The sequence below is a fragment of the Parafrankia sp. EUN1f genome (genome assembly GCF_000177675.1).
Classification (GTDB): Bacteria; Actinomycetota; Actinomycetes; order Frankiales; family Frankiaceae; genus Parafrankia.
The window spans coordinates 1-22130 of sequence record NZ_ADGX01000110.1 but is presented as its reverse complement, the minus strand read 5'-3'; the positions used below and the strand labels follow the sequence as shown (position 1 = coordinate 22130).

The 22130-nt window shown below is 70.0% G+C and carries 16 protein-coding genes and 1 pseudogene; 7 read left to right on the top strand and 10 right to left on the bottom strand.

The window, feature by feature from the left end; translation table 11 throughout:
• Positions 1-39: 39 nt before the first annotated feature.
• The 4 genes from FREUN1FDRAFT_RS26785 (at position 40) to FREUN1FDRAFT_RS26770 (ending at position 4029) form a co-directional block, all read left to right on the top strand.
• The gene (locus tag FREUN1FDRAFT_RS26785; RefSeq protein WP_006543406.1) at positions 40-846 is read left to right on the top strand and encodes a crotonase/enoyl-CoA hydratase family protein; all 807 of its coding nucleotides are present in this window, start codon (positions 40-42) and stop codon (positions 844-846) included.
• A 155-nt stretch (positions 847-1001) separates the two neighbouring features.
• The gene (locus tag FREUN1FDRAFT_RS26780) at positions 1002-3290 is read left to right on the top strand and encodes a glycoside hydrolase family 3 C-terminal domain-containing protein (RefSeq protein WP_006543405.1); all 2289 of its coding nucleotides are present in this window, start codon (positions 1002-1004) and stop codon (positions 3288-3290) included.
• Positions 3291-3349: 59 nt separating this feature from the next.
• Positions 3350-3556, top strand: a complete 207-nt coding sequence (locus FREUN1FDRAFT_RS26775) for an AbrB/MazE/SpoVT family DNA-binding domain-containing protein (protein ID WP_006543404.1) — start codon at positions 3350-3352, stop codon at positions 3554-3556.
• The gene (locus tag FREUN1FDRAFT_RS26770) at positions 3553-4029 is read left to right on the top strand and encodes a Fic family protein (RefSeq protein ID WP_006543403.1); all 477 of its coding nucleotides are present in this window, start codon (positions 3553-3555) and stop codon (positions 4027-4029) included. Before FREUN1FDRAFT_RS26775 ends, FREUN1FDRAFT_RS26770 begins: the two co-directional genes overlap by 4 nt.
• Here FREUN1FDRAFT_RS26770 and FREUN1FDRAFT_RS26765 read toward each other — a convergent pair.
• A complete protein-coding gene (locus FREUN1FDRAFT_RS26765) occupies positions 3955-4692 on the bottom strand; it encodes an NAD(P)-dependent oxidoreductase (protein WP_006543402.1) in 738 nt (245 codons plus the stop codon). The two genes, FREUN1FDRAFT_RS26770 and FREUN1FDRAFT_RS26765, sit on opposite strands and share 75 nt — an antisense overlap.
• Before the next feature lie 28 nt (positions 4693-4720).
• Positions 4721-5464, bottom strand: coding sequence for an SDR family oxidoreductase (locus FREUN1FDRAFT_RS26760; RefSeq protein ID WP_006543401.1), 744 nt, complete (start codon positions 5462-5464; stop codon positions 4721-4723).
• A 172-nt stretch (positions 5465-5636) separates the two neighbouring features.
• Here FREUN1FDRAFT_RS26760 and FREUN1FDRAFT_RS26755 point away from each other — a divergent pair, with 172 nt between their 5' ends.
• Together FREUN1FDRAFT_RS26755 and FREUN1FDRAFT_RS26750 are read left to right on the top strand one after the other, a co-directional pair.
• Positions 5637-6317: a TetR/AcrR family transcriptional regulator gene (locus FREUN1FDRAFT_RS26755; RefSeq protein ID WP_063745352.1), complete on the top strand. Its 681-nt coding sequence runs from the start codon at positions 5637-5639 to the stop codon at positions 6315-6317.
• Positions 6318-6467: 150 nt separating this feature from the next.
• Positions 6468-8240 (top strand): SulP family inorganic anion transporter, encoded by a 1773-nt coding sequence (locus FREUN1FDRAFT_RS26750; RefSeq protein WP_006543399.1) that lies wholly within the window; start codon positions 6468-6470, stop codon positions 8238-8240.
• A 36-nt stretch (positions 8241-8276) separates the two neighbouring features.
• On the opposite strand, the gene FREUN1FDRAFT_RS26745 is transcribed toward FREUN1FDRAFT_RS26750, so the two are convergent.
• From FREUN1FDRAFT_RS26745 to FREUN1FDRAFT_RS44300, 5 genes are read right to left on the bottom strand one after another with little or no spacing between them, the layout of a single operon-like run.
• Positions 8277-9173, bottom strand: a complete 897-nt coding sequence (locus FREUN1FDRAFT_RS26745) for a potassium-transporting ATPase subunit C (protein WP_006543398.1) — start codon at positions 9171-9173, stop codon at positions 8277-8279.
• 3 nt (positions 9174-9176) lie between these two features.
• A complete protein-coding gene (gene kdpB, locus FREUN1FDRAFT_RS26740) occupies positions 9177-11393 on the bottom strand; it encodes a potassium-transporting ATPase subunit KdpB (RefSeq protein WP_006543397.1) in 2217 nt (738 codons plus the stop codon).
• The gene (gene kdpA, locus FREUN1FDRAFT_RS26735) at positions 11393-13102 is read right to left on the bottom strand and encodes a potassium-transporting ATPase subunit KdpA (protein WP_006543396.1); all 1710 of its coding nucleotides are present in this window, start codon (positions 13100-13102) and stop codon (positions 11393-11395) included. The genes kdpB and kdpA overlap by 1 nt, the downstream gene beginning before the upstream one ends.
• Positions 13102-13191, bottom strand: coding sequence for a K+-transporting ATPase (locus FREUN1FDRAFT_RS26730; RefSeq protein ID WP_035953673.1), 90 nt, complete (start codon positions 13189-13191; stop codon positions 13102-13104). Before FREUN1FDRAFT_RS26730 ends, kdpA begins: the two co-directional genes overlap by 1 nt.
• Positions 13188-13382, bottom strand: coding sequence for a hypothetical protein (locus FREUN1FDRAFT_RS44300; RefSeq protein ID WP_006543395.1), 195 nt, complete (start codon positions 13380-13382; stop codon positions 13188-13190). Before FREUN1FDRAFT_RS44300 ends, FREUN1FDRAFT_RS26730 begins: the two co-directional genes overlap by 4 nt.
• A gap of 289 nt (positions 13383-13671) precedes the next feature.
• Here FREUN1FDRAFT_RS44300 and FREUN1FDRAFT_RS26725 point away from each other — a divergent pair, with 289 nt between their 5' ends.
• Entirely contained in the window at positions 13672-15639 is a 1968-nt protein-coding gene (locus FREUN1FDRAFT_RS26725) for a potassium transporter Kup (RefSeq protein WP_006543394.1), read from the top strand.
• Positions 15640-15692: 53 nt separating this feature from the next.
• Here FREUN1FDRAFT_RS26725 and FREUN1FDRAFT_RS26720 read toward each other — a convergent pair whose 3' ends face one another.
• From FREUN1FDRAFT_RS26720 to FREUN1FDRAFT_RS26710, 3 genes and pseudogenes are all read right to left on the bottom strand, one after another.
• A complete protein-coding gene (locus FREUN1FDRAFT_RS26720; protein WP_006543393.1) occupies positions 15693-17204 on the bottom strand; it encodes a hypothetical protein in 1512 nt (503 codons plus the stop codon).
• Positions 17205-17273: 69 nt separating this feature from the next.
• Positions 17274-21164: a hypothetical protein gene (locus FREUN1FDRAFT_RS26715; RefSeq protein WP_006543392.1), complete on the bottom strand. Its 3891-nt coding sequence runs from the start codon at positions 21162-21164 to the stop codon at positions 17274-17276.
• Positions 21165-21166: 2 nt separating this feature from the next.
• Positions 21167-22130: pseudogene (locus tag FREUN1FDRAFT_RS26710) on the bottom strand (hypothetical protein); the annotation flags it as partial.

Below are 22130 nucleotides of genomic sequence, written 5' to 3'. Positions count from 1 at the left end.
AACTGATATCGACGTCAACATCGCATCCTGGAGTCGTCTGTGGCTGAGCGCGTTGTGGTCGAGATCCGGGACGGTGTCGCCGACGTCCGCCTGAACCGCCCGGAGAAGCTCAACGCGCTCGACGGGCCCATGTATCGGGCCCTCGTCGACACATGCGGGGAGATCCGGAAGCAGCCGGCCGTACGCGCCGTCGTGCTGTCGGGCGAAGGCCGAGGTTTCTGCGCGGGCCTCGACTTCACGGCGTTCCAGACCATGGCGGGCGACCGCGCGGCCAGCTCGGCGATGGCCGAGAACGTCGCCTCGAGGAAAGGCGCGAACATCGGCCAGCGGGCCGTCGCGGGCTGGTCCGAGCTGGCCGTTCCGGTCATCGCGGCGATCCACGGGCCCTGCCTCGGCGGCGGCCTCCAGCTCGCGCTCGGCGCCGACATCCGCTTCGTCGCGCCCGACGCCTCGCTGTCGGCCATGGAGATCCGCTGGGGGCTCGTGCCGGACATGGGGGGAAGTCTCGCTCTCGCCCGCCTGGTCCGCCACGACGTCGCCAAGGAGCTCGTCTGGACCGGGCGCACCGTGTCCGGAGCGGAGGCCGTCCACCTCGGGCTGGCGACGAGGCAGGAGGCCGACCCACTCGCCGCGTCCCTCGAGCTGGCCGCGCGGATCGCGGGCCGCAGCCCCGACGCCGTGCGCGCCGGCAAGCGGCTCCTGACCGATGCCGTCGGCCGCACACCGGACGAGCAGATGGCGCTCGAACGTCAGGAGAGCAGCGCACTGGTCGGCACCTCCAACCAGATCGAGGCAGTCACCGCGTCCTTCGAGAAGCGGTCGCCGCTCTTCCGGGACCCGGCCTAGGAAGCCGGCGGCATACGGCGACATTCCGGACCACCGGTACGACTGGCAGCCAGCGAAGCGGGATTTCCTCCTCGACCGTTTACAGTCCCAGAAAGTCGCCGTAGGTCGCTCGGGCCTGCCGCTCCGTCGCCGACACATCCTCGAAAGGTCAGATGATGCCGTCGATCGATCCCGCCGGCCTGCCCTTGGACCAGAAGGTGTCGCTGCTGTCGGGGCGTGACTTCTGGACGACCAAACCAGTTGAGGCGGCTGGAATTCCGCCGATCGTGCTCACCGACGGCCCGCACGGCATCCGCCTCCAACGCGACGGCACCGATCATCTGGGCTTCTACGACAGCCTGCCCGCCACCTGCCTGCCACCAGCGGTCGCCGTGGGGTCGAGCTGGGACGTCGAGGTGGCGCGGCGGCTCGGCGCGGCGGTCGGCCGCGAGGCCCGCGTCCTCGGTGTCACGGTCGTCCTCGGGCCCGGCGTCAACATCAAGCGCTCGCCACTGTGCGGGCGGAACTTCGAGTACTACTCGGAGGACCCGCTGCTGACCGGCATGCTCGGCGCCGCGCACGTCCGCGGACTGCAGGCCCAGGGGGTGGGCGCGTCGGTGAAGCACTTCGCGGCCAACAACCAGGAGACCGACCGGATGCGGGTCAGCGCGGACGTCGACGAGCGGACCCTGCGGGAGATCTACCTCGCGGCCTTCGAGCGGATCGTCACCGAGACGCGGCCGGCGACCGTGATGGCGGCCTACAACCGGATCAACGGGACGCCCGCGTCCCAGCACCGGTGGCTGCTGACCGACGTCCTGCGCGGCGAATGGGGCTTCACGGGTGTTGTCGTCTCCGACTGGGGCGGAGTCAACGACCGCGTCGCCGCGCTGGCAGCGGGGCTGGACCTGCAGATGCCCGGCACGGGCGGCGCCAGTGACGCGGAGATCGTGCGCGCCGTCCGCGCCGGAGCCCTCGACGAGGCCCACGTGGACGCCGGCGCACGCCGCGTAGCGGCCCTCTCCGGCCTGGTTGCCGAGGCGGGCGGCGAGCTTCCTGTCGACGAGCACCATGCCCTGGCCCGGGAGCTGGCCACCGACTGCGTCGTCCTGCTCAGAAACATCGGCGGTGTTCTTCCCCTCGCCCGGCCGTCATGCATCGCGGTCATCGGCGACCTTGCCACCAGCCCCCGGTTCCAGGGCGGCGGCAGCTCCCGCATCAACCCCACCAGGGTCGACATCCCACTGGACGCCATCCGCGCGCTGGGCGAATCGGTGACCTACGCGCGGGGCTACGCGGCTGACGGCACGGACGACGATCAGGAGGCCGAGGCGGAGGCCGGGTCCAGCGACGGGAGCGAGCGCGGGCACGGGCACGGGCACGACGATCGGGAGGCGTCGCTCGCGCAGGCCGTGCGGATCGCCGCGGCGGCCGATGTGGCGATCGTGTTCGCGGGGATCGACAAGGAGACCGAGGGCGTCGACCGGGAACACATCGACCTGCCCGCCGAGCAGGTGGCCCTCATCCGCGCGGTCGCCGCGGCGGCGCCGCGCACCGTCGTCGTGCTGGCGGGCGGCGGCGTCGTGTCGCTGGAGGGCTGGCACGACGAGGTCGACGCGATCCTCGCCGGCTGGCTGCTCGGCCAGGCCGCGGGCGGCGCGATCGCCGACGTCCTGTTCGGCGTCGCCAATCCGTCCGGGCATCTCGCGGAGACCATTCCGCTGCGTCTCGCGGACGCCCCCAGTTATCTCAACTTTCCGGGCGAGGCGGGTCATGTCCGTTACGGCGAAGGCGTGATGGTCGGCTACCGCGGTTACCAGACCGTCGAGCGCACCGTTCGCTATCCGTTCGGGCACGGACTGAGCTACACCACCTTCACCACCGATGCTCTCGAGGTCAGCCTGACCGGGGACAACACCGCCACCGCCCACGTGACCGCGACGAACACCGGTGACCGGGCCGGTCGGCACGTCATCCAGGTCTACGTCGCCACCGCCGCGGGGCCCGTCCGGCGCCCCGTCCGGGAGCTGCGGGCCTTCAAGAAGATCACCCTTCGGCCGGGCGAGACCCGCACGGTCGATCTCGATCTGGATCGGCGGGCCTTCACCTACTACGACATCGAGCTGCGGCGGTGGGTGGTCGCCCCCGGCGACTACACGATCCAGGTCGGCGAGAACGCCGCGCACATCGTCGCCGAGCGGACCATCACCCTGACCGGCGACTCCGGCCACCGGCCGCTGAGCCTCGACTCCCCGTTCGGCGACTGGCTGCACCACCCCGTCGTCGGCCCACAGTTGCGGCGCTCCCTCGGCGGAGGAATGACCGAACAGTCCCGGAAAGCCCTCGAACAGAACCCGGACCTGCTCGAATCGATCTCCTCGATGCCGATCCGCCAGGTCCTGAGCATGGGTGGCACCAGCTTCCGTGATGAGGAGCTCGCCCGGCTGATGGAGCTGAGCCGTTAGCCCACGGACCCGCCGGCCGCCACGACCCTACGTGTTCGTACGGGACGTACGCTGTTCGTATGCGCAAGAAGGTCGTCACGATCGGAAACTCGGCGGGCATCACGATCAGCCCGGCCGAACTGCGTGCTCTGGGCGTCAGCCCCGGAGATTCCGTCGAGGTGACCATCCGTGCCGGGGTTCTGGAGGCCCGCGCCGTCAGCCAGTATGAGGACACTCCCCTGCCCGACCTGATAGCCGTGATCAATGCCGCGCGGACCAGGTCATGACCTGGACGCGGCCGGAGTTCCTGGCCGACGTCGCCCGCACCGGGATCCTGTCGCCGGAATACGCCGAGGACGTACTGGTGCGGCTGGCGCACCACTCCACGGCGATCGAGGGCAACACCCTCACCCTGGCCGACACCATCACCCTGCTGGTCGACGAACGGGTACCCGTGGCCGGGACGCCGGTGCGCGAGTTGTACGAGGTCACCAACCACTACCAGGCTCTCGCCCGCCTCCTGACGGCCGTCGCCGACGGCGAACCGCTGACCACCGACCTCGTCCGGGACCTGCACTCCGCGTTGATGGACCATCTGACTCACGACCGCGGCCAGTACAAGACCTCCAGCAACATCGTCACCGGTGCGTCCTGGCGGCCCCCACCCCCGAACGCGTCCCGGAACTCATGCTCCAGTGGGCCGACCAGGCTGAATGGCAGACCGCCAACCTCGACAACGAGGCCCTGCTGGAGGCGATAGCCCGCGAAGCCGGACCGACGAGCCGAGGCACGCGGAGCTGCTCGACATGAGGATCGCCGCGAGGCCCTCGGGGTCGACATCCAGCGACCGTCCGATGCGCATCGCGTCGTCGGCGAGCGCGATCTGCGCGGCGAGCAACGTGTTGTTGATGAGCTTCGCCTTCGAGCCAGCCCCGATCCCGCCGAGGTGCACGACATGGTCGGACAGCGCCGACAGCAGGTCGGTGACGTCGGCGAGCGTGTCGGCGTCACCTCCGATCATGATCGTCAGCTTGCCGGCGAGGGCCCTGGGCCCACCGCCGCTCACCGGCGCGTCGAGGACACGCAGGCCAGACCCGGCGGCCCGTTCGGCGATCCGCTGAATCTGGCCGGGCGAGACCGTGGAGTGCACGAGCACCACCGCGCCGGGACGTAGGCCCTCGGCGAGGCCCGCGGGGCCGAACACGACCTCCTCGACTCCCGCCGCGTCGAACACGCAGACACCGACCGCATCGAGCTCGGCACCCATCTCGGCCGGCGTCGTCGCGACGGTGACACCACTGCCCGCGAAGGGTTCCAGCGACGTGGGCCGGCGGGCCCAGAGGGTGAGATCGTGGCCCTCGGCGTGGATCCGCTGCGCCATCGGCAGGCCCATACCGCCGAGGCCGATGAATCCGACCTTCACAGTGCGCTCCCTCGCTGGGCTTCCATCGTCAGACACGTTTGATGAATCCGCCGTCGACGGTGACGGTCTGGCCGGTGACGAAGGAGGCGTCGTCGGAGCAGAGCAGCAGCGCCATCCCGACCAGGTCCTCCGCCCGCCCGAATCTCCTGATCAACTGCTCGCCGAGGATGCGTTGCTTGCTCGTGTCCTCCAGCCGTTCGAGCACCGCCTCGGAAGCGATCATCCCCGGTGCGATGCCGAGGACACGGATCCCGTCCTGGGCGAACTCCCGGGCCAGCGAGAGCGTGAGCCCGTTCAGCGCCAGCTTCGAGACGCTGTACGCACCGCCACCGAGGTAGGAGGAGTTCGATGACTGGTTGAGGATCACTCCGCCACCCCTGCTGACCATCGCGTCACGGCTGTGGCGCGCGCAGAGCGCGGCACCGAAGACGTTGACGTCGAACAACCGGCGCCAGTCCGCCAGCGGCAGCGTGCTGGTCAGGTTGTACTGACCCATGTGCAGCCCGGCGTTGTTGATGAGGACGTCGACGCCGCCGAACCGTCCGACGGCCGTCGCGACCATGCTCGCGACCGACTCCTCGTCGGCCACATCGACGCCGACAGGCGCCGATCCCTCGATGGCGCGGGCGGCTTCCCGGGCCGCCGACAGGTCGATGTCGGCGACCGTCACCGACGCGCCCTCGGCGGCGAACGCCTCGGCGTAGGCCCGGCCCAGGCCGTTGCCCGCACCGGTGACGATCACCGACTTCCCCGCGAATCTCTTCTCGGTCACAACCCCGCCTTCCTCGTCACACCCGTCACACCCGTCAGCGCAGCGCACGGCGATCGCCGGCGGCGGGACTCGGCTACCAGGACTCGGCCGCGAAAACTTACCTGGCGCACGCCAAGGAAGTAAAGATCTGTCGGCCAGTCCGCCTCTCGGGACGCTCGGTAGATTCAGCGACGTGGAGGCGGGACGCGCACCGGCACGACGGACACAGGCCGAGCGGCGCGCGGCAGCCGAGGCCGCACTGCTACGAGCGGCCGCCGAGATGATCGTCGAGCGTGGCGTCGAACGGGCGTCGCTGCGCGGCATCGGAACGCGAGCGGGCAGCAGCCGAGAGCTGCCCGCCTACCACTTCGGATCCAAGGAAGCACTGATCGGCCGGCTCGCCACGCGCGCCCAGGAACAGGCGATCGCCGCGACCTCCGCCGCGCTCGAACGAGCCCAGCGCGACCGTGCGGAACTCACCGCACTGGAGATCCTGTGCGTCACGATGGACACCTATCTCGAGCTGTTCGCCGCCGCCGACGCGGAAGCCCGCGCCGTCGTCGTGCTCTGGGGTGCCAGCCTCGCCACGGAATCCGATCTACCCGCCGTCCGCGAAGCGGCCCGCCTCCGACACCACGAGCTGACAGGTCAGATCCAGGCCGGCCAGCAGGACGGATCGATCCGCGCCGACATCGACCCGGCCGCGGCGGCCGTTGTGGTCATGGGCCTGGTCCGCGGCGCCGCCGCGATGTCGCTGGCCCAGCCCGACACCGCCGACCCGAACCAGGTTCGAAAGCTGTGCGGCGACGCCATCAAGGCCCTCCTCCGCGACAACGACGAAACCATCACTCGGCCCGGCATAGCGCGATCCTGATGAGCACCGGGCTACGGCCGAGCGGTTAGGACGGGCGTCGGTCCTCCTGGCGAGCCCGGTGGAATCTTGCCATCCCCCACCACGGGTGTTGTTCTTCCTGAGGGTGGCATTCGTCGTCACCGTCGCCGCCGAACAGGAGAGCCGTTCCCCGTGTTCCACCCGCGTCTCCCGCGCCCGCCGCACTACTCCCGCCGGTGGGTTCGGGGGGACGTCACCAGCGGCCTCACGGTGGCCGCCTATCTGATCCCGCAGGTCATGGCCTACGGCGCGCTCGCGGGCGTGGCACCCGTCGCGGGCCTGTGGGCGATCGCTCCCGCCATGGTCGCGTACGCGCTGCTGGGGTCGTCGAGGCTGCTCTCGGTCGGCCCGGAATCAACCACCGCGCTGATGACGGCGGCTGCCGTCGCCCCACTGGCGGACGGTGATCCGTCCCGGCATGCCGCTCTCGCGGCCACGCTCGCCGTGGGGGTCGGGGTATTCGCGGTGGCCGCCGGGTTCGCGCGGCTCGGTGTCATCGCCCACCTGCTCTCCCGGCCGATCCTCGTCGGCTACCTCGCCGGGGTCGCGATCATCATGATCGTCGGGCAGTTGGAGAAGGTGACCGGAGTCCCGGTCGACGGCGACAGCCTGTACGGGGAGCTCCACTCGTTCGCCACCTCGCTGCACCACCTGCACGGGAAGACCCTCATGGTTTCCATCGCCTCGCTCGCGCTGCTCGTGGCGCTGCACCGGTGGACGCCCCGCCTGCCGAGCCCGCTCATCGTGATCACGATCGCGACGGTCGCGGTCTGGGCGTTCGGCCTCGACGAGCACGGCGTGCGAGTGGTCGGTGACGTCGAGGCCGGCCTCCCGCACCTGGCGCTGCCGACGGGGTCCGACCTCGTCGACCTCGCTCCGTCCGCGCTCGGCGTTCTGTTCGTCGGCTTCGCCGACAACATGCTCACCGCCCGCGCCTTCGGCGGGCGCGACAGCCACCAGATCAATGCCAACCGGGAGTTGTTCGCGCTCGGCGCGGCGAACCTGGGAGCCGGCGTGGGGCAGGGCTTCCCGGTCAGCAGCAGCGGGAGCCGTACCGCGCTCGCCGCCTCCAGCGGCGCACGGACCCAGCTGTACTCCCTGGTCGCGCTCGGCGCGGTCGTCCTGGTCCTCGCCTTCGGACGTCCCGCGCTGGCGATGTTCCCGATGGCGACCCTCGGCGCGATCATCATCTTCGCCGCGACCAGGCTGATCGACGTCGCCGGCTTCCGCCAGCTTGCCTCGTTCCGGCGCAGCGAGCTGGCGCTCGCGCTCACCGCCGCGGTGGGTGTCCTGGTCTTCGACATCCTGTACGGGGTGCTGGTGGCCATCGCCGTGTCGCTGCTGGACCTGCTGGCCCGGGTCGCCCGCCCCCACGACGCGGTGCTGGGGCAGGTTCCCGGCCTGGACGGGATGCACGACGTGGACGACTACGCGAACGCCCGCACCGTTCCGGGCCTGTTCGCCTACCGGTACGACTCGCCGCTGTTCTTCGCCAACGCCGAGAACTTCCGCCGCCGTGCGCTCGCGGCTCTCGACGCATGCAGCGAGGAGGTCGACTGGTTCGTCCTCAACATGGAGGCCATCGTCGAGGTCGACATCACGGCACTCGACGCACTGGAGGACCTGCGTGCCGAGGTGACCCGCCGTGGCATCGCCTTCGGCCTGGCCCACGCCAAACACGACCTGCTCGACGACCTCACCGCCTACGGGCTCACCGCGAAGATCCAACCTGAAATGATCTTCCCGACGATGCGTGCCGCCACAGCCGCCCACCACTCGCGCCCGTCCCCGCCCTTCTCCCCTGATCCAGGTGCGGCGAGTCAGCTCAGATCGTCCGGAGCGTCGAGCGCACCCGCCGGCGACGAGGCGGAACAGGCCAGCCCAGGCCGCCGCGCACCAAGATGACCGGACGATTTCGGGGCGCGGTGTATTACGGGCGGTTCACGGGGCGGCCGTGGCACGGTCGAGATCGAGGTTCAGTTCCAGGACGTTGACGCTCGGCTCTCCGAGGAAGCCCAGCGCCCGGCCGGTGGTGTGCTTGTCGACGAGGTCGCGCACCTGGTTGAGGGACATGTCGCGTTCCCGGGCTATCCGGGGAACCTGCAGCTCGGCGTAGGCCGGGCTGATGCCGGGGTCGAGGCCGCTGGCGCTGGCGGTCACGGCGTCAGCGGGCACCACCGGCTTCTCCGGGGCATCGCCACGGACGAGGACCCGCTCACCGGCGGCGATGTCATCGCCGGGCGTACGACACTCGACGGCCACACCCTGGTAGCTGGCGAGGAACGGGGTGGCGGGGCACGCCTCGTTGACGCTGACGACGCGAGTGATGGCACCCTCGAACCCGGGGCCAGCATGGTAGACGGCGAGGACGGCGCCGACGCCGGAGGCGGTGCAGTACCTGCGGCTGCCGTCGACCCCTTCCCGCTCGCCGATCGCCAGGCTGCGTTCGCAGACCTGGGTGAGCAGGCTCTGCCCGCTCTCGTCCTCGTTGGGTGTGGCGGGGTCGTCGATGCCGTCGACGACGTCCTCGGGGCCGAGGTTGGACGCCGAGGTGGACGTCGGGTCGTAGCCGTCACCGGCGGCGGAAGGTCGGCTCTGGAAATAGGTGAGCAGCGCGTTTCCGTCGGCGTCGGTGAACGACTGGCCGATCAGCGACGAGCCGACACGCTGGCCTTCGGCGTTGGTGACGAATGAGCCGTCCGCGTTGTCCTTCAGGCCTGGGATCTGCGCGATGGCCAGGATCGCCAGCGGGTAGGCGAGGCCGACGAGCACGGTGAGAACGAGCAGTGCCCGCAGCGCCGCCAGGTGCTGACGGATCCAGGATGGAAGCGTTGACATGGTTCAGCCCACTCCCGGGATGAACTGCACAAGCAGGTCGATGATCTTGATGCCGACGAACGGCACGACGATTCCGCCGAGGCCGTAGATGTAGAGGTTGCGGCTGAGCAGCTTCGACGCACTCGCCGGCGTGTACCGCACACCCCGCAAAGCGAGCGGGATGAGCGCGACGATGACCAGCGCGTTGAAGATGACGGCGGAGAGAATCGCCGACTCGGGGCTGGCGAGCCGCATGATGTTCAGCTTGTCCAGGCCGCCGTAGACGCCGGCGAACATCGCCGGGATGATCGCGAAGTACTTCGCGACGTCGTTGGCGATGGAGAACGTCGTCAGCGCTCCGCGGGTGATGAGCAGCTGCTTGCCGATCTCGACGATCTCGATGAGCTTCGTCGGGTTGCTGTCGAGATCGACCATGTTGCCGGCTTCCTTGGCCGCCGAGGTGCCGGTGTTCATCGCCACCCCGACATCGGCCTGGGCCAGCGCGGGCGCGTCGTTCGTCCCGTCACCGGTCATCGCGACGAGCTTGCCGTCGGCCTGCTCCTTGCGGATCAGCGCGAGCTTGTCCTCCGGGGTGGCCTCGGCGAGGAAGTCGTCGACGCCGGCCTCGTCCGCGATCGCCTTCGCGGTCAGCGGGTTGTCACCGGTGATCATGATGGTGCGGATGCCCATCCGCCGCATCGCGTCGAAGCGCTCGCGCATGCCGGACTTCACGACGTCCTTGAGCTGGATGACCCCGAGCACCCGCGCGACCGGGCCCGACGGGGTCTCGATGACCTCACCGACGACCAGCGGGGTGCCACCGGACGCGGAGATGCCGTCGACCACCTCACCGGCCTGGGTCGGAACCACACCCCCGTTCTCGCGCACCCACCGGGTGACCGCGCTGGCCGCACCCTTGCGCACCTGCCGGCTGAGCGCCGCCCCGGCGGGCTCGGCGTACTCCGCGGCGAGGTCGACACCGGACATCCGGGTCTGTGCGGTGAAGTGCACGAAGGTCGCGTGCCGCAGCTCGCCCGGGGTGCGTTCGCGCAGGCCGTACCTCTCCTTGGCGAACACGACGATGGAGCGGCCCTCGGGGGTCTCGTCCGCCAGGGAGGACAGCTGGGCGGCATCGGCCAGCTCGGCCTCGCTCACACCCCCGACCGGGATGAAGGCGTTCGCCTGCCGGTTGCCGAGGGTGATCGTTCCGGTCTTGTCGAGCAACAGGGTGTTGACGTCGCCCGCGGCCTCGACAGCCCGGCCGCTCATCGCCAGCACATTGCGCTGGACGAGCCGATCCATCCCGGCGATGCCGATCGCGGACAGCAGCGCCCCGATCGTCGTCGGAATCAGACAGACCAGCAGGGACGCGAGCACGATGCCGGTGATCCCGTCGCCGGTCAGGGTCGAGGTGTCCGGCAGCGCGGGCTGCTGCGCCTTCGAGTAGATCGCCAGCGGCTGCAGGGTCGCAACGGCCAACAGGAAGATGACGGTGAGCGCGGCCAACAGGATGTTCAGCGCGATCTCGTTCGGCGTCTTCCGCCGGTTCGCCCCCTCGACCAGGGCGATCATCCGGTCGATGAAACTCTCGCCGGGCTTCTGGGTGATCCGCACGACGATGCGGTCGGAGAGCACCTTCGTCCCACCGGTGACCGACGAGCGGTCTCCGCCGGACTCGCGGATCACCGGCGCCGACTCGCCGGTGATCGCCGACTCGTCCACGCTGGCGATGCCCTCGACGATGTCGCCGTCACCGGGGATGAACTCCCCCGCCTCGATGACCACGACATCGTTCTGGGCCAGCCGGGGAGCGGGAACCAGTTCCTCGGCCGCGGCCTCGGCAGGCTTGCCCGGCCGCCAGTCGACCAGCCGGCGGGCCTGGGTGTCGGTCTTTGCCCGGCGCAGCGCCTGGGCCTGGGCTTTTCCGCGGCCTTCCGCCACGGCCTCGGCCAGGTTGGCGAAGACCACGGTAAGCCACAGCCAGGCGGTGATCAGCCAGCCGAACACCGACGGGTCGGTGATCGCGAGGATCGTGGTGAACGCCGCGCCGACCTCGACGATCAGCATCACCGGATTGCGCCACAGGGTGCGCGGATCGAGCTTACGCAGCGCGCTGGGCAGCGACTTCCACATCTGCTTCGGGTCGAGCAGGCCGCCGCCGACACGACGTGGCTGCTCGGGGAGAGGCTGGTGCCTGTCTCCCGCGGCGTCCGCCCGCGTGGCGAGAGTGGTGGTGCTCATCAGTGAATCCCTTCCGCGAGAGGCCCGAGGGCCAGCGCGGGGAAGAAGGTCAGCGCGACGATGATCAGCGTGACGCCGGCGAGCATTCCGACGAACTGGGGCCGATGGGTCGGCAACGTCCCGGCGGTGACGGGAACGGGTGCCTGGCGGGCCAGCGACCCGGCCAAGCCGAGCACGAAGATGAGCGGCAGGAAACGTCCGAACATCATGGCGAGGCCGAGCACGGTATTGTACCAGGTCGTGTTCACGGTGATTCCGGCGAACGCGGAGCCGTTGTTGTTACCGGCCGAGGTGAAGGCGTAGAGAACCTCCGACAGGCCGTGCGCGCCGCTGTTGAGCATGCCGGCCCGCTGACCCGGCATCGCCATCGCCACCCCGGCACCCAACAACACGATGATCGGCGTCGTCAGGAAGTACATCGACGCGAACTTCATCTCCCGCGCGCCGATCTTCTTCCCAACGTACTCCGGAGTTCGACCGATCATCAGACCGGCCACGAACACCGTCACCACGGCGAGAACCAGCATTCCGTAGAGGCCCGATCCGACGCCGCCCGGTGCCACCTCGCCGAGCATCATGTTGAACAACAGCGTGGCGCCGCCGAGGCTGGTATAGGAATCGTGGAAGGAATTCACCGCGCCGGTCGAGGTCAGGGTCGTCGCGGTCGCGAACAACGCCGAGTTCGGCACCCCGAACCGGGAGTCCGTGCCCTCGGTCGCCGCGCCGACGGCTTCGGGGACGGTGCCGTGGTGCGCACCTTGGAACGCCATGTTCACCGCGAGGCTGCCGAGTGCGATAACCGCCATCGCGGCCACGATCGCGAGGCCCTGCCGGCGGTCGCCCACCATGCGGCCGAAGGTGCGGGGCAGCGAGAAGCTGATCATAAGCAGAAGGTAGGTCTCGAACAGGTTCGTCCACGTCGTCGGGTTCTCGAACGGATGCGCCGAGTTGACGTTGTAGAAGCCGCCGCCGTTCGTGCCGAGCTCCTTGATGACCTCCTGGCTGGCCACCGGCCCGCCGGTGATCGCCTGCTCACCGCCCGCCAGGGTCGACAGCGCCCGGGTGCCGTGCAGGTTCTGGATCGCCCCACCGGCGATCAGCACGATCGCCCCCAGGACGCAGATCGGCAGCAGGATCCGCACGATCGTCCGGGTCAGGTCGACCCAGAAGTTGCCGATCTCGTCACCGGTGCCCACGACGTTGTCCAGGCTGCCCGGCCCGGAGGCGACCGGCGCCCGCCGCCGCGCGAAACCGCGCACCACCGCGATGGCCACCGAGATCCCGACCGCGGCCGAGGCGAAGTTCTGCACCGCCAGGCCGGTCATCTGGGTGAAGTGCGACATCGTCGACTCACCGGAGTAGGCCTGCCAGTTGGTGTTGGTGGTGAAGCTGACGGCCGTGTTCCAGGCCAGCGCGGGCGAGACTCCGGAGAAGCCCAGATCCCAGGGCAGATGGTCCTGGACACGCTGCATCAGGTACAGGAAGAGCACCGACACGGCGGAGAACGCCAGCACGCCGCGGGCGTAGACGGTCCACCGCTGGCCCACGTTCGGATTCGCGCCGGTCAGCCGGTAGATCGCCCGCTCCACCGGCAGGTGCCTCTCACTCGAATAAACCCGGTACATGTAGTCGCCGAAAGGCCGATACGTCGCCACCAGCGCGGCGACCAACAGCGCGACAACCAGGATTCCCGCGGTCGTGGTCGACACTAGAAACGCTCCGGGAACAGCAAAGCCGCGATCATGAGGATGCCCAGCCCTATCGCCAGAACGAGACCGGCGATGTTCTCAGCGGTCACAGCCGCTCGACCCCCCGCAGAACGAGCGCCAGCAGCGCGAAACACCCAAGTGTCAGCGCGACGTACACCACGTCGAGCACGAGTCCTCCCTCTCCAGCAACGAAAGCCGTTCCCTCCCGCGCCGCCGTGTACGGACAGCGGGCGAGCAGCGTCGCCAGTAAAGCGCGATCGATACCGTTTCCGGCGATCACTCACAGGTTTCTAACGGGGACCCGGCACTTTCTAACAGAACACTAACGGCGATCATGAAAATTGCCGGATGCGGATGCTTCAGGGCCTTCCGGCGCGGTGTCGCCGACCGCCGTCACCAGCCCGGTCGCGGCGCCGCCGGATACACCCGCCCAGCCGCAGCATGGACACCGGAACCGTCCGTCGATCTGTGAGTCCCGGCCCCGCACGGGCGGTACGGTCTGGCACGGACGCCGGACCCCAGCCCGCAGCCCGCACCCGCACCCGCACCCGCAGCCAGAGAGGACCCATGTGACGGATCGGCAGCAGGCGGCCCCGGAGCCCGCGCCGGCGCAACCGTCGGACGCCCACATTCCGCCTTCGCGGGACGTGGTGCGGCTCGCACTGGTGGTCGGTGCGCTCGGAGTGGTGTTCGGCGACATCGGGACCAGCCCGATCTACACCCTGCAGACGGTCTTCAACCCGGAGGACCCACACCCCGTCCCGGTCAGCACGGACAGCGTGTTCGGGGTGGTGTCCATGGTGTTCTGGTCCGTCATGATCATCGTCACGGTCACCTACGTCCTGCTGGCGATGCGCGCCGACAACGACGGCGAGGGCGGCATCATGGCGCTGATCACCCTGCTGCGGCGCCTGGGCACCCAGCGGAGCCGGCGAGCCACCGCCGTGCTGGCAGGGCTTGGCATCTTCGGGGCCGCGCTGTTCTTCGGCGACAGCATGATCACCCCGGCGATCTCGGTGCTGTCGGCGGTCGAGGGCCTGAAGATCGTGAAACCATCGTTCGACGACCTCGTCGTGCCCCTCACCGCGGCGATCATCGTCGTGCTGTTCCTCGTGCAGCGGCGCGGCACCGCCGCGGTCGGCCGGATCTTCGGACCCGTGATGATCGCCTGGTTCGTGACCGTCGGCGTGCTCGGGGTGGCCGGCATCACCGGACACCCTGCCATCCTCAAGGCACTGTCGCCGACCTACGCGGCAAGCTTCCTGGTCCATCACATCAGCATCGGATTCTTCGCCCTGGCGGCGGTCGTGCTCGCGGTCACCGGCGCCGAGGCGCTGTACGCCGACATGGGGCACTTCGGCCGCAGGGCGATCACCCGGGCCTGGCTGCTGCTCGTGTTCCCCGCATGCGTGCTCAGCTACCTCGGCCAGGGAGCGCTGCTCCTCGAGCACCCGGATCGCATCAGCAGCCCGTTCTTCCTCCTCGCTCCCGGCTGGGCACGGCTGCCGCTCGTCCTGCTGGCCACCGCGGCGACGGTCATCGCCTCCCAGGCCGTGATCACCGGGGCGTACTCGGTCGCGTCCCAGGCCGCCGAACTCGGCTACCTGCCGCGGCTGCGCATCGCCCACACCTCCGAGTCCACGATCGGCCAGATCTACATCCCATGGATCAACTGGCTGCTGATGGTCTCGGTGCTCACACTCGTCTTCGCGTTCCGCAGCTCGGCGGCCCTCGCCTACGCGTTCGGCATGGCGGTGACCGGGACGATCACCATCACCACCCTGATGTTCTTCTACGTGGCCCGGCTCAGATGGCACACCCCGCGATGGCTGCTCGGCCTGGGCGCGAGCGTGCTGTTGCTGGTCGACCTCCTGTTCGTCGCGGCCAACCTGACCAAGCTCGTCCACGGCGCATGGCTGCCGCTGCTCATCGCGCTGACGGCCTTCACGGTCATGACGACCTGGCAGCGAGGACGACAGATCGTCACCGCGCAGCGGCACACCCGCGAGGGATCACTGCGCGACTTCGTCGAAGAGCTGCATGCGACCACATCGCCCACGGCCCAGGTGCCGGGCACGGCCGTGTTCCTCAACCGCGGCAAACAGACCGCCCCGCTGGCGCTGAGGGCCAACGTCGAGCACAACCACGTACGCCACGACCTCGTCCTGATCATGTCGGTCGAGACCCTGCCGGTGCCTCGCGTCCCGGCGAACGGGCGGATCGCCGTGGACGACCTCGGCTATGCCGACGACGGCATCAGCCACATCACCGCCCGGTTCGGCTACATGGACAAACCAGACGTGCTCGGCGCGCTCAGGGCGCTCGACCCAGCGACCATCGAGGGACAGCGACTGAACCTCGGCCAGGCGTCCTATTTCCTGTCCAAGATCGAGCTTCGCGTCGGGGACGCGCCGAGCATGGCACGTTGGCGCAAGCGGCTGTTCATCGCGACCTCCTACATCACCGCCGACGCCGCCGAACACTTCGGACTCCCCCGCGACCGCACCGTCATCATGGGCGCGCACATCGAAATCTGACGCAACCGAAGATCTTCTACGATCCCGCCGGCGGCTGCGTCCGTCCAGGCGATTCAGTCGCGGGAGACCGACCAACTGGAGCCGCCGACGAGGCTGCCCGGCTTCCAGATGAACACGTACTTGCGGTCGTCGGTGTAGTCGTAGTCAGAAGAGTAGAGATAGCCGCCCTTCTGCTCGTTCCACAGGCGGATCGAGTCGCCGTCGCGGACCACCTTGTTGCCGGCGACGGACAGGCTGTCGGCGACGGTCACGTCGTTGCCCTCGATAACCTCCAGGGTGCTGTTTACCTTCAGATGCTCACCGTATGGCCCTCGCAGCTCGCGGATACGCACGTAGGTTCCGTTGTCCTCGTCGAAGCGGGCACCGCCGGATCCGGTGATGCTTCCGTCGACCGAAAGATCGCCGGCGAACGACACGTCGTTGCCCTCGACGACCTCGACGGTGCTGTTGACCTTCAGATGCTCACCGCCGGGCCCCCGCAGCTCGCGAATACGAACAAAGGTCCCGTTGTCCTCGTCGAAACGGGCACCGCCGGATCCGGTGATACTCCCGTCCACCGAAAGATCGCCGGCAAAGGACACGTCGTTGCCCTCGACGACCTCGACGGTGCTGTTGACCTTCAGATGCTCACCGCCGGGCCCCCGCAGCTCGCGAATACGAACAAAGGTCCCGTTGTCCTCGTCGAAACGGGCACCGCCGGATCCGGTGATAATCCCGTCGACCGAAAGATCGCCGGTCACGGTCAGTCCGGTCAGGGTGGGATTGTTCACGGTGACGGTGAGGCTGGCGTACAGCTCGACCGATTCGAAGCCGTCGGTGGCCTGCTGCGTGCTGTCGGTCTGCTGCTCGCCGCCGGCGGCGGACGCCTTCAGAACGAAGGTGGTGTCGTTGCTGATCGTGTACGACGGGTCGAACCACGAGGTAGCGGTCCCGTCGTACACGGGGTCGTCGTTGATGCCGTCGTACAGCCAGAAGTAGGTGCCGTTGCTCTCCCAGGCGAGCTGGAGGGGGTCGCCGGCGTCGATCCGCGTTCTGGGGATGCTCGACCGGTTCGGGTTGCGGGACAGGAAGTTGCGCAGGTAGAAGATGGGCTCGATGACAGGCAAGGTCAGGTTCCTCGGATTCTTCTTGGTGAATCCCTGCGGTTTCGTGCTGGAGGATTCGATGACCTGCACGAGGAGCGGGTCACCGGTGGCGGTGGCGATCGAGCCGCTGATACTGAAGACCAGGGGGTAGGTGACCGGATCCTTGAAGCTGGCGTTGTGGAAGGTGACCGCGTAGTGAGTGGCGTCGGACGCGATGAGTTCGTCCCCGTCGTTCTCCAGCGCCACCGGCTTCCACCTGGCGTCGTTCACCGCGATGCTCGGATTCTCGGTGAAGAACGCGGTGCCGCTCTGCGTGTTCACCGGTACGACAACCGCTATCCGGTCGGAGTAGACGTTCTGTGCGCCGGCGGAAACGGAGATGTTGATCTGAGCCTTGGTGCCTTTCTCGGGGTCACCACCCGCCTCCAGTGGTGACGGGTTGGTGGCGGGGCGGTAGTCGAACAGAGGGTTTTCGGGCATGGCGAGATCCTCCTGGCCTGCGGGGTCGCGGCTGGCGGTGTTCTGGCGTGCCTGCGGAAAGGAACGTGGTTACTGCTCCGGGTCGGCGAGGAAGCGGAGCAGGCCGTCCTCGAGCAGAACGGGGCTGTCCGGGAACCGCGCCTCCAGCGGTGCCGGGATCAGCGCGTACGGCGCCCAGGGAGCATCCCGAGGCGCCGGGCGCAGCCAGGACCACGAGCCGTTCTTCTCGGCCGGCCGGGGGAAGGCGAGCGTCCCGGCCTCCGAGGCACGGCCAGGGTCAGCGTCGGCGTCAGGGCCTGAGCCGGAGTCGGGGCCTGAGCCGGAGTCGGGCGGGCTGGTCGAAGCGTGTTCGGTGGTGAGGACGGGACCGAACCGGAAGAGCGCCTGCAGGTGACGCAGCGCGTCGTCGGTGTGACGAGGCGGGACGGTGACGATGGCGGTGGGGGTGATGCCGCTGGTGGCGTGGACGGGGGCACGCGGATCGAGGAGCAGGAGCAGCCGGGTGGGCGCCGGATCGCCGAACGTCGCGGGAATGTAGTTCCCGGCCGGCACGATGTCGGTCGGCGGGGTGCCGGTGTCGGGCGGCCCGATCTGGGTGATGTAGTCCTGCTGGTCGTCGGGCGCGGTGACGCTGTGGAACCTGGCGAAGTCGTAGGCCCCCTGCGAGTCGGTGGCGTAGTAGCCGATGAGGCCGTCGTCGCGGGCGGCCACGTCGCCGAGGCGGATCTCGAACTGGTCGCTGGTGAAGGTCGGCGGCGGCGGGTCGAGGGTGGCGGCCCACGCGGTGTCGCGGATGGGGGGTCCCTCGAGGGTCAGCCGAAGCTGCGCGGGGACGAGGGCCAGCGGGCGCCCGAGGAGGAGGGACAGGTTCTGGTCGGCGCGCTGGCCGAGCGGGTCGGTGGTCCACAGGGTGGAGTCGATGACGTCGAGGAAGGCCGTGACGTTCGCCTCTCCGGCGAGCGCCGGGGAACCGATGAGGGCCGCGAGCTCGGGGGCGAGGGCGGCAAGCTGGTCCGGGGTGGTGATGGCGCCGCCGGGCGGGGGTTCCCACTGGCCGGTGCGCCGGCCGTCGGCTCCGGTGAGCAGCCGGTAGGTGCCGAGCAGGAGCCCCGCCGGGTCGTAGAGCAGCAGGCTGCGGTCGAGGTGGTTGGGAAGGATCCAGCCGCAGATGGGGCTGGGGTCGGCCGCGGTGCCGACGACACGCGTGCCGGTCTGGGCGTCCAGGAGCTCGAAGTCGAGCCGGGCGGGTTGCAGGGGACGCGGGGGCAGCTGGGCGACGGAGGCGATCGTGGGCGTCAGCGAGGTCCCGACGGCGAGGGCGGTGTCGACGGTGAGCGGGAAGTTGCGGTAGTCGTGCAGGCCACTGCTCTCGGTGTCGGCGCTGACGACCTCCAGGACTCGGCCGAACTTGTCGTAGAGGAAGAGCTCCTCGACGCAGATCTGCCCGGCTCGGGTCTCGTGGAAGGGGGCGCTGGCGCTGCCGGGCAGGTAAGGGACGCTGTTGACTCGGCCGCGGTAACGCGCGGGCAGGCTGTCCTCGGTGGCGGCGTCCGGGTAGCCGACCAGGTCGGCGACGGTCGGAAAGTCGGTGTCATCGGCCGTGGGGCGACGGAAGGCGCGCGGGTCGCGGGCGGCCAGGCGCTCGTTGAAGCCGGTGAGTTCCTGGGCGAGCAGTCCCCAGTCTCCGATCGCGGCGAGCCAGGCGTCGATCTGGTCCTGCTGGCCGTCGCTGCCGTGCTGGGCGACGTACTCCTTCAGCCTGGCGGCGAACAGGGATCGGGGATGCGGGCCGAGCGCGCAGATCCCCGTGACGACGACCCGGTCCAGGGGAACGTCGACGCCCTGCGGGGTGAAGCGGTAGTCGGTGCCGTCGAAGGTCCAGCAGCGCTGCGTGCCCACGGTGTGGGGGATGTGCCGGTAGGAGATCTTCCAGTCCATGAACAGCGGCTCCCAGGGCTGGGCCCAGGGTTCCAGACCCAGCTCCGGGAGGGTGCCGGTGTAGGCGGCGGGTGGGTGGGCGCTCACGACGGCAGTGACCTGCTCCGTCGGAAGGCCGCTGGCGGCGGCCAGCGCGGCGGCGTTGCCGGGGTCGAGCAGGAAGTACTCCGCGACCAGCCCGGGTACCTCGGGCGGGAAGGCGTCGAGGCCCGCGACGGCGGGCACCGGGCCGCTGCCGGGTACCGCGGTGATCGTCGTGCCCGCGACCGTGACGGCGCTGATCAGCGCGGCACCGCCGGGGGTGAGTGGCCGTACGGCGATGGGCTGGTCGGGAACGGTCGCGTCCGCCGGTGGCAGGATCCCTGACAGGCTCACCACGGGGTTGTTGCTCTGCGCGTATCGGGCGCGGGGGACGGCCTTGAGCGTGGCTCCCCCGGCGAGCCCCAACGCCTCGGCGAAGGCAGCGACCCCGGCGAGGAACGCGTCGTGGGCGCTGGCGTGAGACTGGGTGTGGTCGGGCTGGGGGACCTTCGCGGCCAGTTCCCGCACCTGGGCGGTGCGGACGCCCACGGTGTGGGCGAGCGATCCCTCCCGTTCGGCGTCGAGTTCCTGCGCCATCAGGTCCTGGTCGGGGGCATCGTCGGGCGGGAACATCGCCGCCCCCGCGATCCCGTTCTTCAGCCACAGGGCGTTGAGCCGCCACTGGAGGTCCGCGAGCTCACCGAGCTGCTCGTCGAGCTGACGCTGATCGTCGTTGAGCGTGGCCAGCCACGCCGGCGGGACGAAGGGGCGCGGCGCCGCGGCCTCGGCGTTCGAGCCGTCGGTGGGCGAGGTGTCCGCGGGGGGTGGTGCGACCGTCCAACGATGGCCGCCGGCCGACGTGGCGAACGCGGCGTCGCGGACCTGGCGGCGTACCCGCTCGTCGCCGCCCTTCTCCTCGGCGACGGCGAGCAGGTCGTGCAGGAACGCCCGCAGCAGCGCCAGGTCGGCGGCGGAGGGCTCGGCACCGTTCGCGTGCAGCGCCTGGCCGGCGAGGGCGGTGAAGGCGTCCTCGGTGGTGTTGCCCAGGGCGACGCTCAGCGCGCCGTTGTCCTGGATCGTGTCCAGCGGGTCCGGGATGGGCGCCGCGGTCGCGGCGGGATCCCAGCCGACGCTCAGGGCCGTGCCGGCGTACAGGCTGCGGGTGATCGGGCTGACCGCGGCGTCATGATCGGCCTCGCCGGTCAGCCTGGGGTCCTGCCAGCCGAGGTGCGCGAGGTGGTCGGCGTAGGAGGTGCCGGACGGGCGGGAGCCGAGCACGTCGGCGTCCGGATCGGAGTACCAGCCGATGACCCGGTAGCCGAGGACGGTGGCTGAGCCGACGTCGGCGAGGTCGGCGAGGTCGTCGAGGAAGGAGAAGACGTTGGTGTTGTGCGGGGTGTAGGTGGTGAAGTACGGGTTCCCGCTGGCCATGGCGGTGACGAACAGGGGGTCCCGGCCGGCGCGTTCCGTCCACGGGCTGTCGTCGGTGTGTCCGAAGGCGAGCCCGATCTGGACCTGCGCGACGTCGGGATCCATGGTGTTGCGGTAGGGGTCGGGGCTGGCCTGCCAGGCACGCAGGGTGGTGGCGTCGGCCAGGTAGGGGCTGGAGCGCGCGAAGTCGTGCCCGTCGTCCTGTGCCTGCGGGCTGTAGGGGCAGTCGCTTTCGATCACCCACGCCCGGGCACCGCGGGTGCTGGCGCCGCTGACCCGGATCACCAGCCAGCGGTTGGGCACCAGCGGGTAGCGGATCTCACCGCTCGCCGGGTCCTGCACGCCGTGGCGCAGTCCCCGGGGCAGGGTCCAGTGCAGGTGGACGCCGGTGTGGCTGTGCACCGGGTCGTTGCTCTGGCGGTCTCCCCCGTCCGGCTCCGGGCTCAGGTAGTCGTCCAGCGCCTGGTAGGTGTGCTGCCAGCTGCGGAAGGAGTCGCGGCCCTGGAGGGCCCGGTTGACCACGAGGACGTCGAGGTCCACGGGGACGACGAGCGCGGGTCGGGCGGTCACCTTCAGTCTCCGTTCGGGCCGGTGAAGCGGATGGCCTCGGGGATCCTGACCATCTGCAGGGCCAGGTCGGCGGGGCCGAGGGAACCGACGGCGGTGCCGTGCGCGGCGTCCAGGGCCGCCGTCAGCGCGGGGATGAGCGAACCGAGGTCCAGGACCCGGCCGCTGCCGGCACCGGCCCTGAGGTGGTCCAGGACGGGGAAGGTGACGTCGGGGCCGATCTGCTCGCCGAGCCGGCGGCCCTCGGGAGCGTGCGGCGGGGGCAGCAGGTTCCGCAGCGGGATCAGACCGTGGTCCTCGACGCCGAACCGGAAGCCCTCCTGGGGCTCGCTGAGCTCGACGGCCGCGGGCAGGCCGTCGAACAGGCACAGCAGCACGGTGGGCGAGAGGTGGTCCATCCGCAGGATGGGCAGCGGCGCACCCGCCGCGTCGCTGGCGCGTACGGCCAGGTTCGGCCAGCCGGAGACGAGCGCCGAGCGCAGCAGCAGACCGGAGACCGGCCCGAGCGCGCCGTCGCCGTCGGTCGCGGGATCCGCGGGCGCGGGATCCTCCGGCGCGGTGCCGCGCTGGGTCTCGCGGTATCCAGCCGCCTGCGCCTGCGCCGCCGCCCGGATGGTGGCGGCGACGGTCTGGTCCTCGAGGGTGTCCCGACTGGACTGCGCGCCGATGCTGAGGGCACCGGAGACCAGCGCGTCCAGCCAGGTCGGGTCCAGGTGGAAGAAGCGCAGCGACTCCCGCGGCAGCATCCGCTCGTCGGGCACCAGGTGGGTGAACGGCACGGGGTACAGCAGCAGGAGCCGCCCGAGCCACTGCGCGACCCGGGTGAGATGGTCCCCGAGGCCGCCGCCCGTCTCCATCGCCGTGGCGAGGGCGGCCCGGGTGGCGTCCGAGCGCAGCACGGCCTTGATCCCGCCGGCCGGGTCGGTGGACGGCGCGGCCGGGGCCGGCGGGGTCCACGCGGCGCGGGGC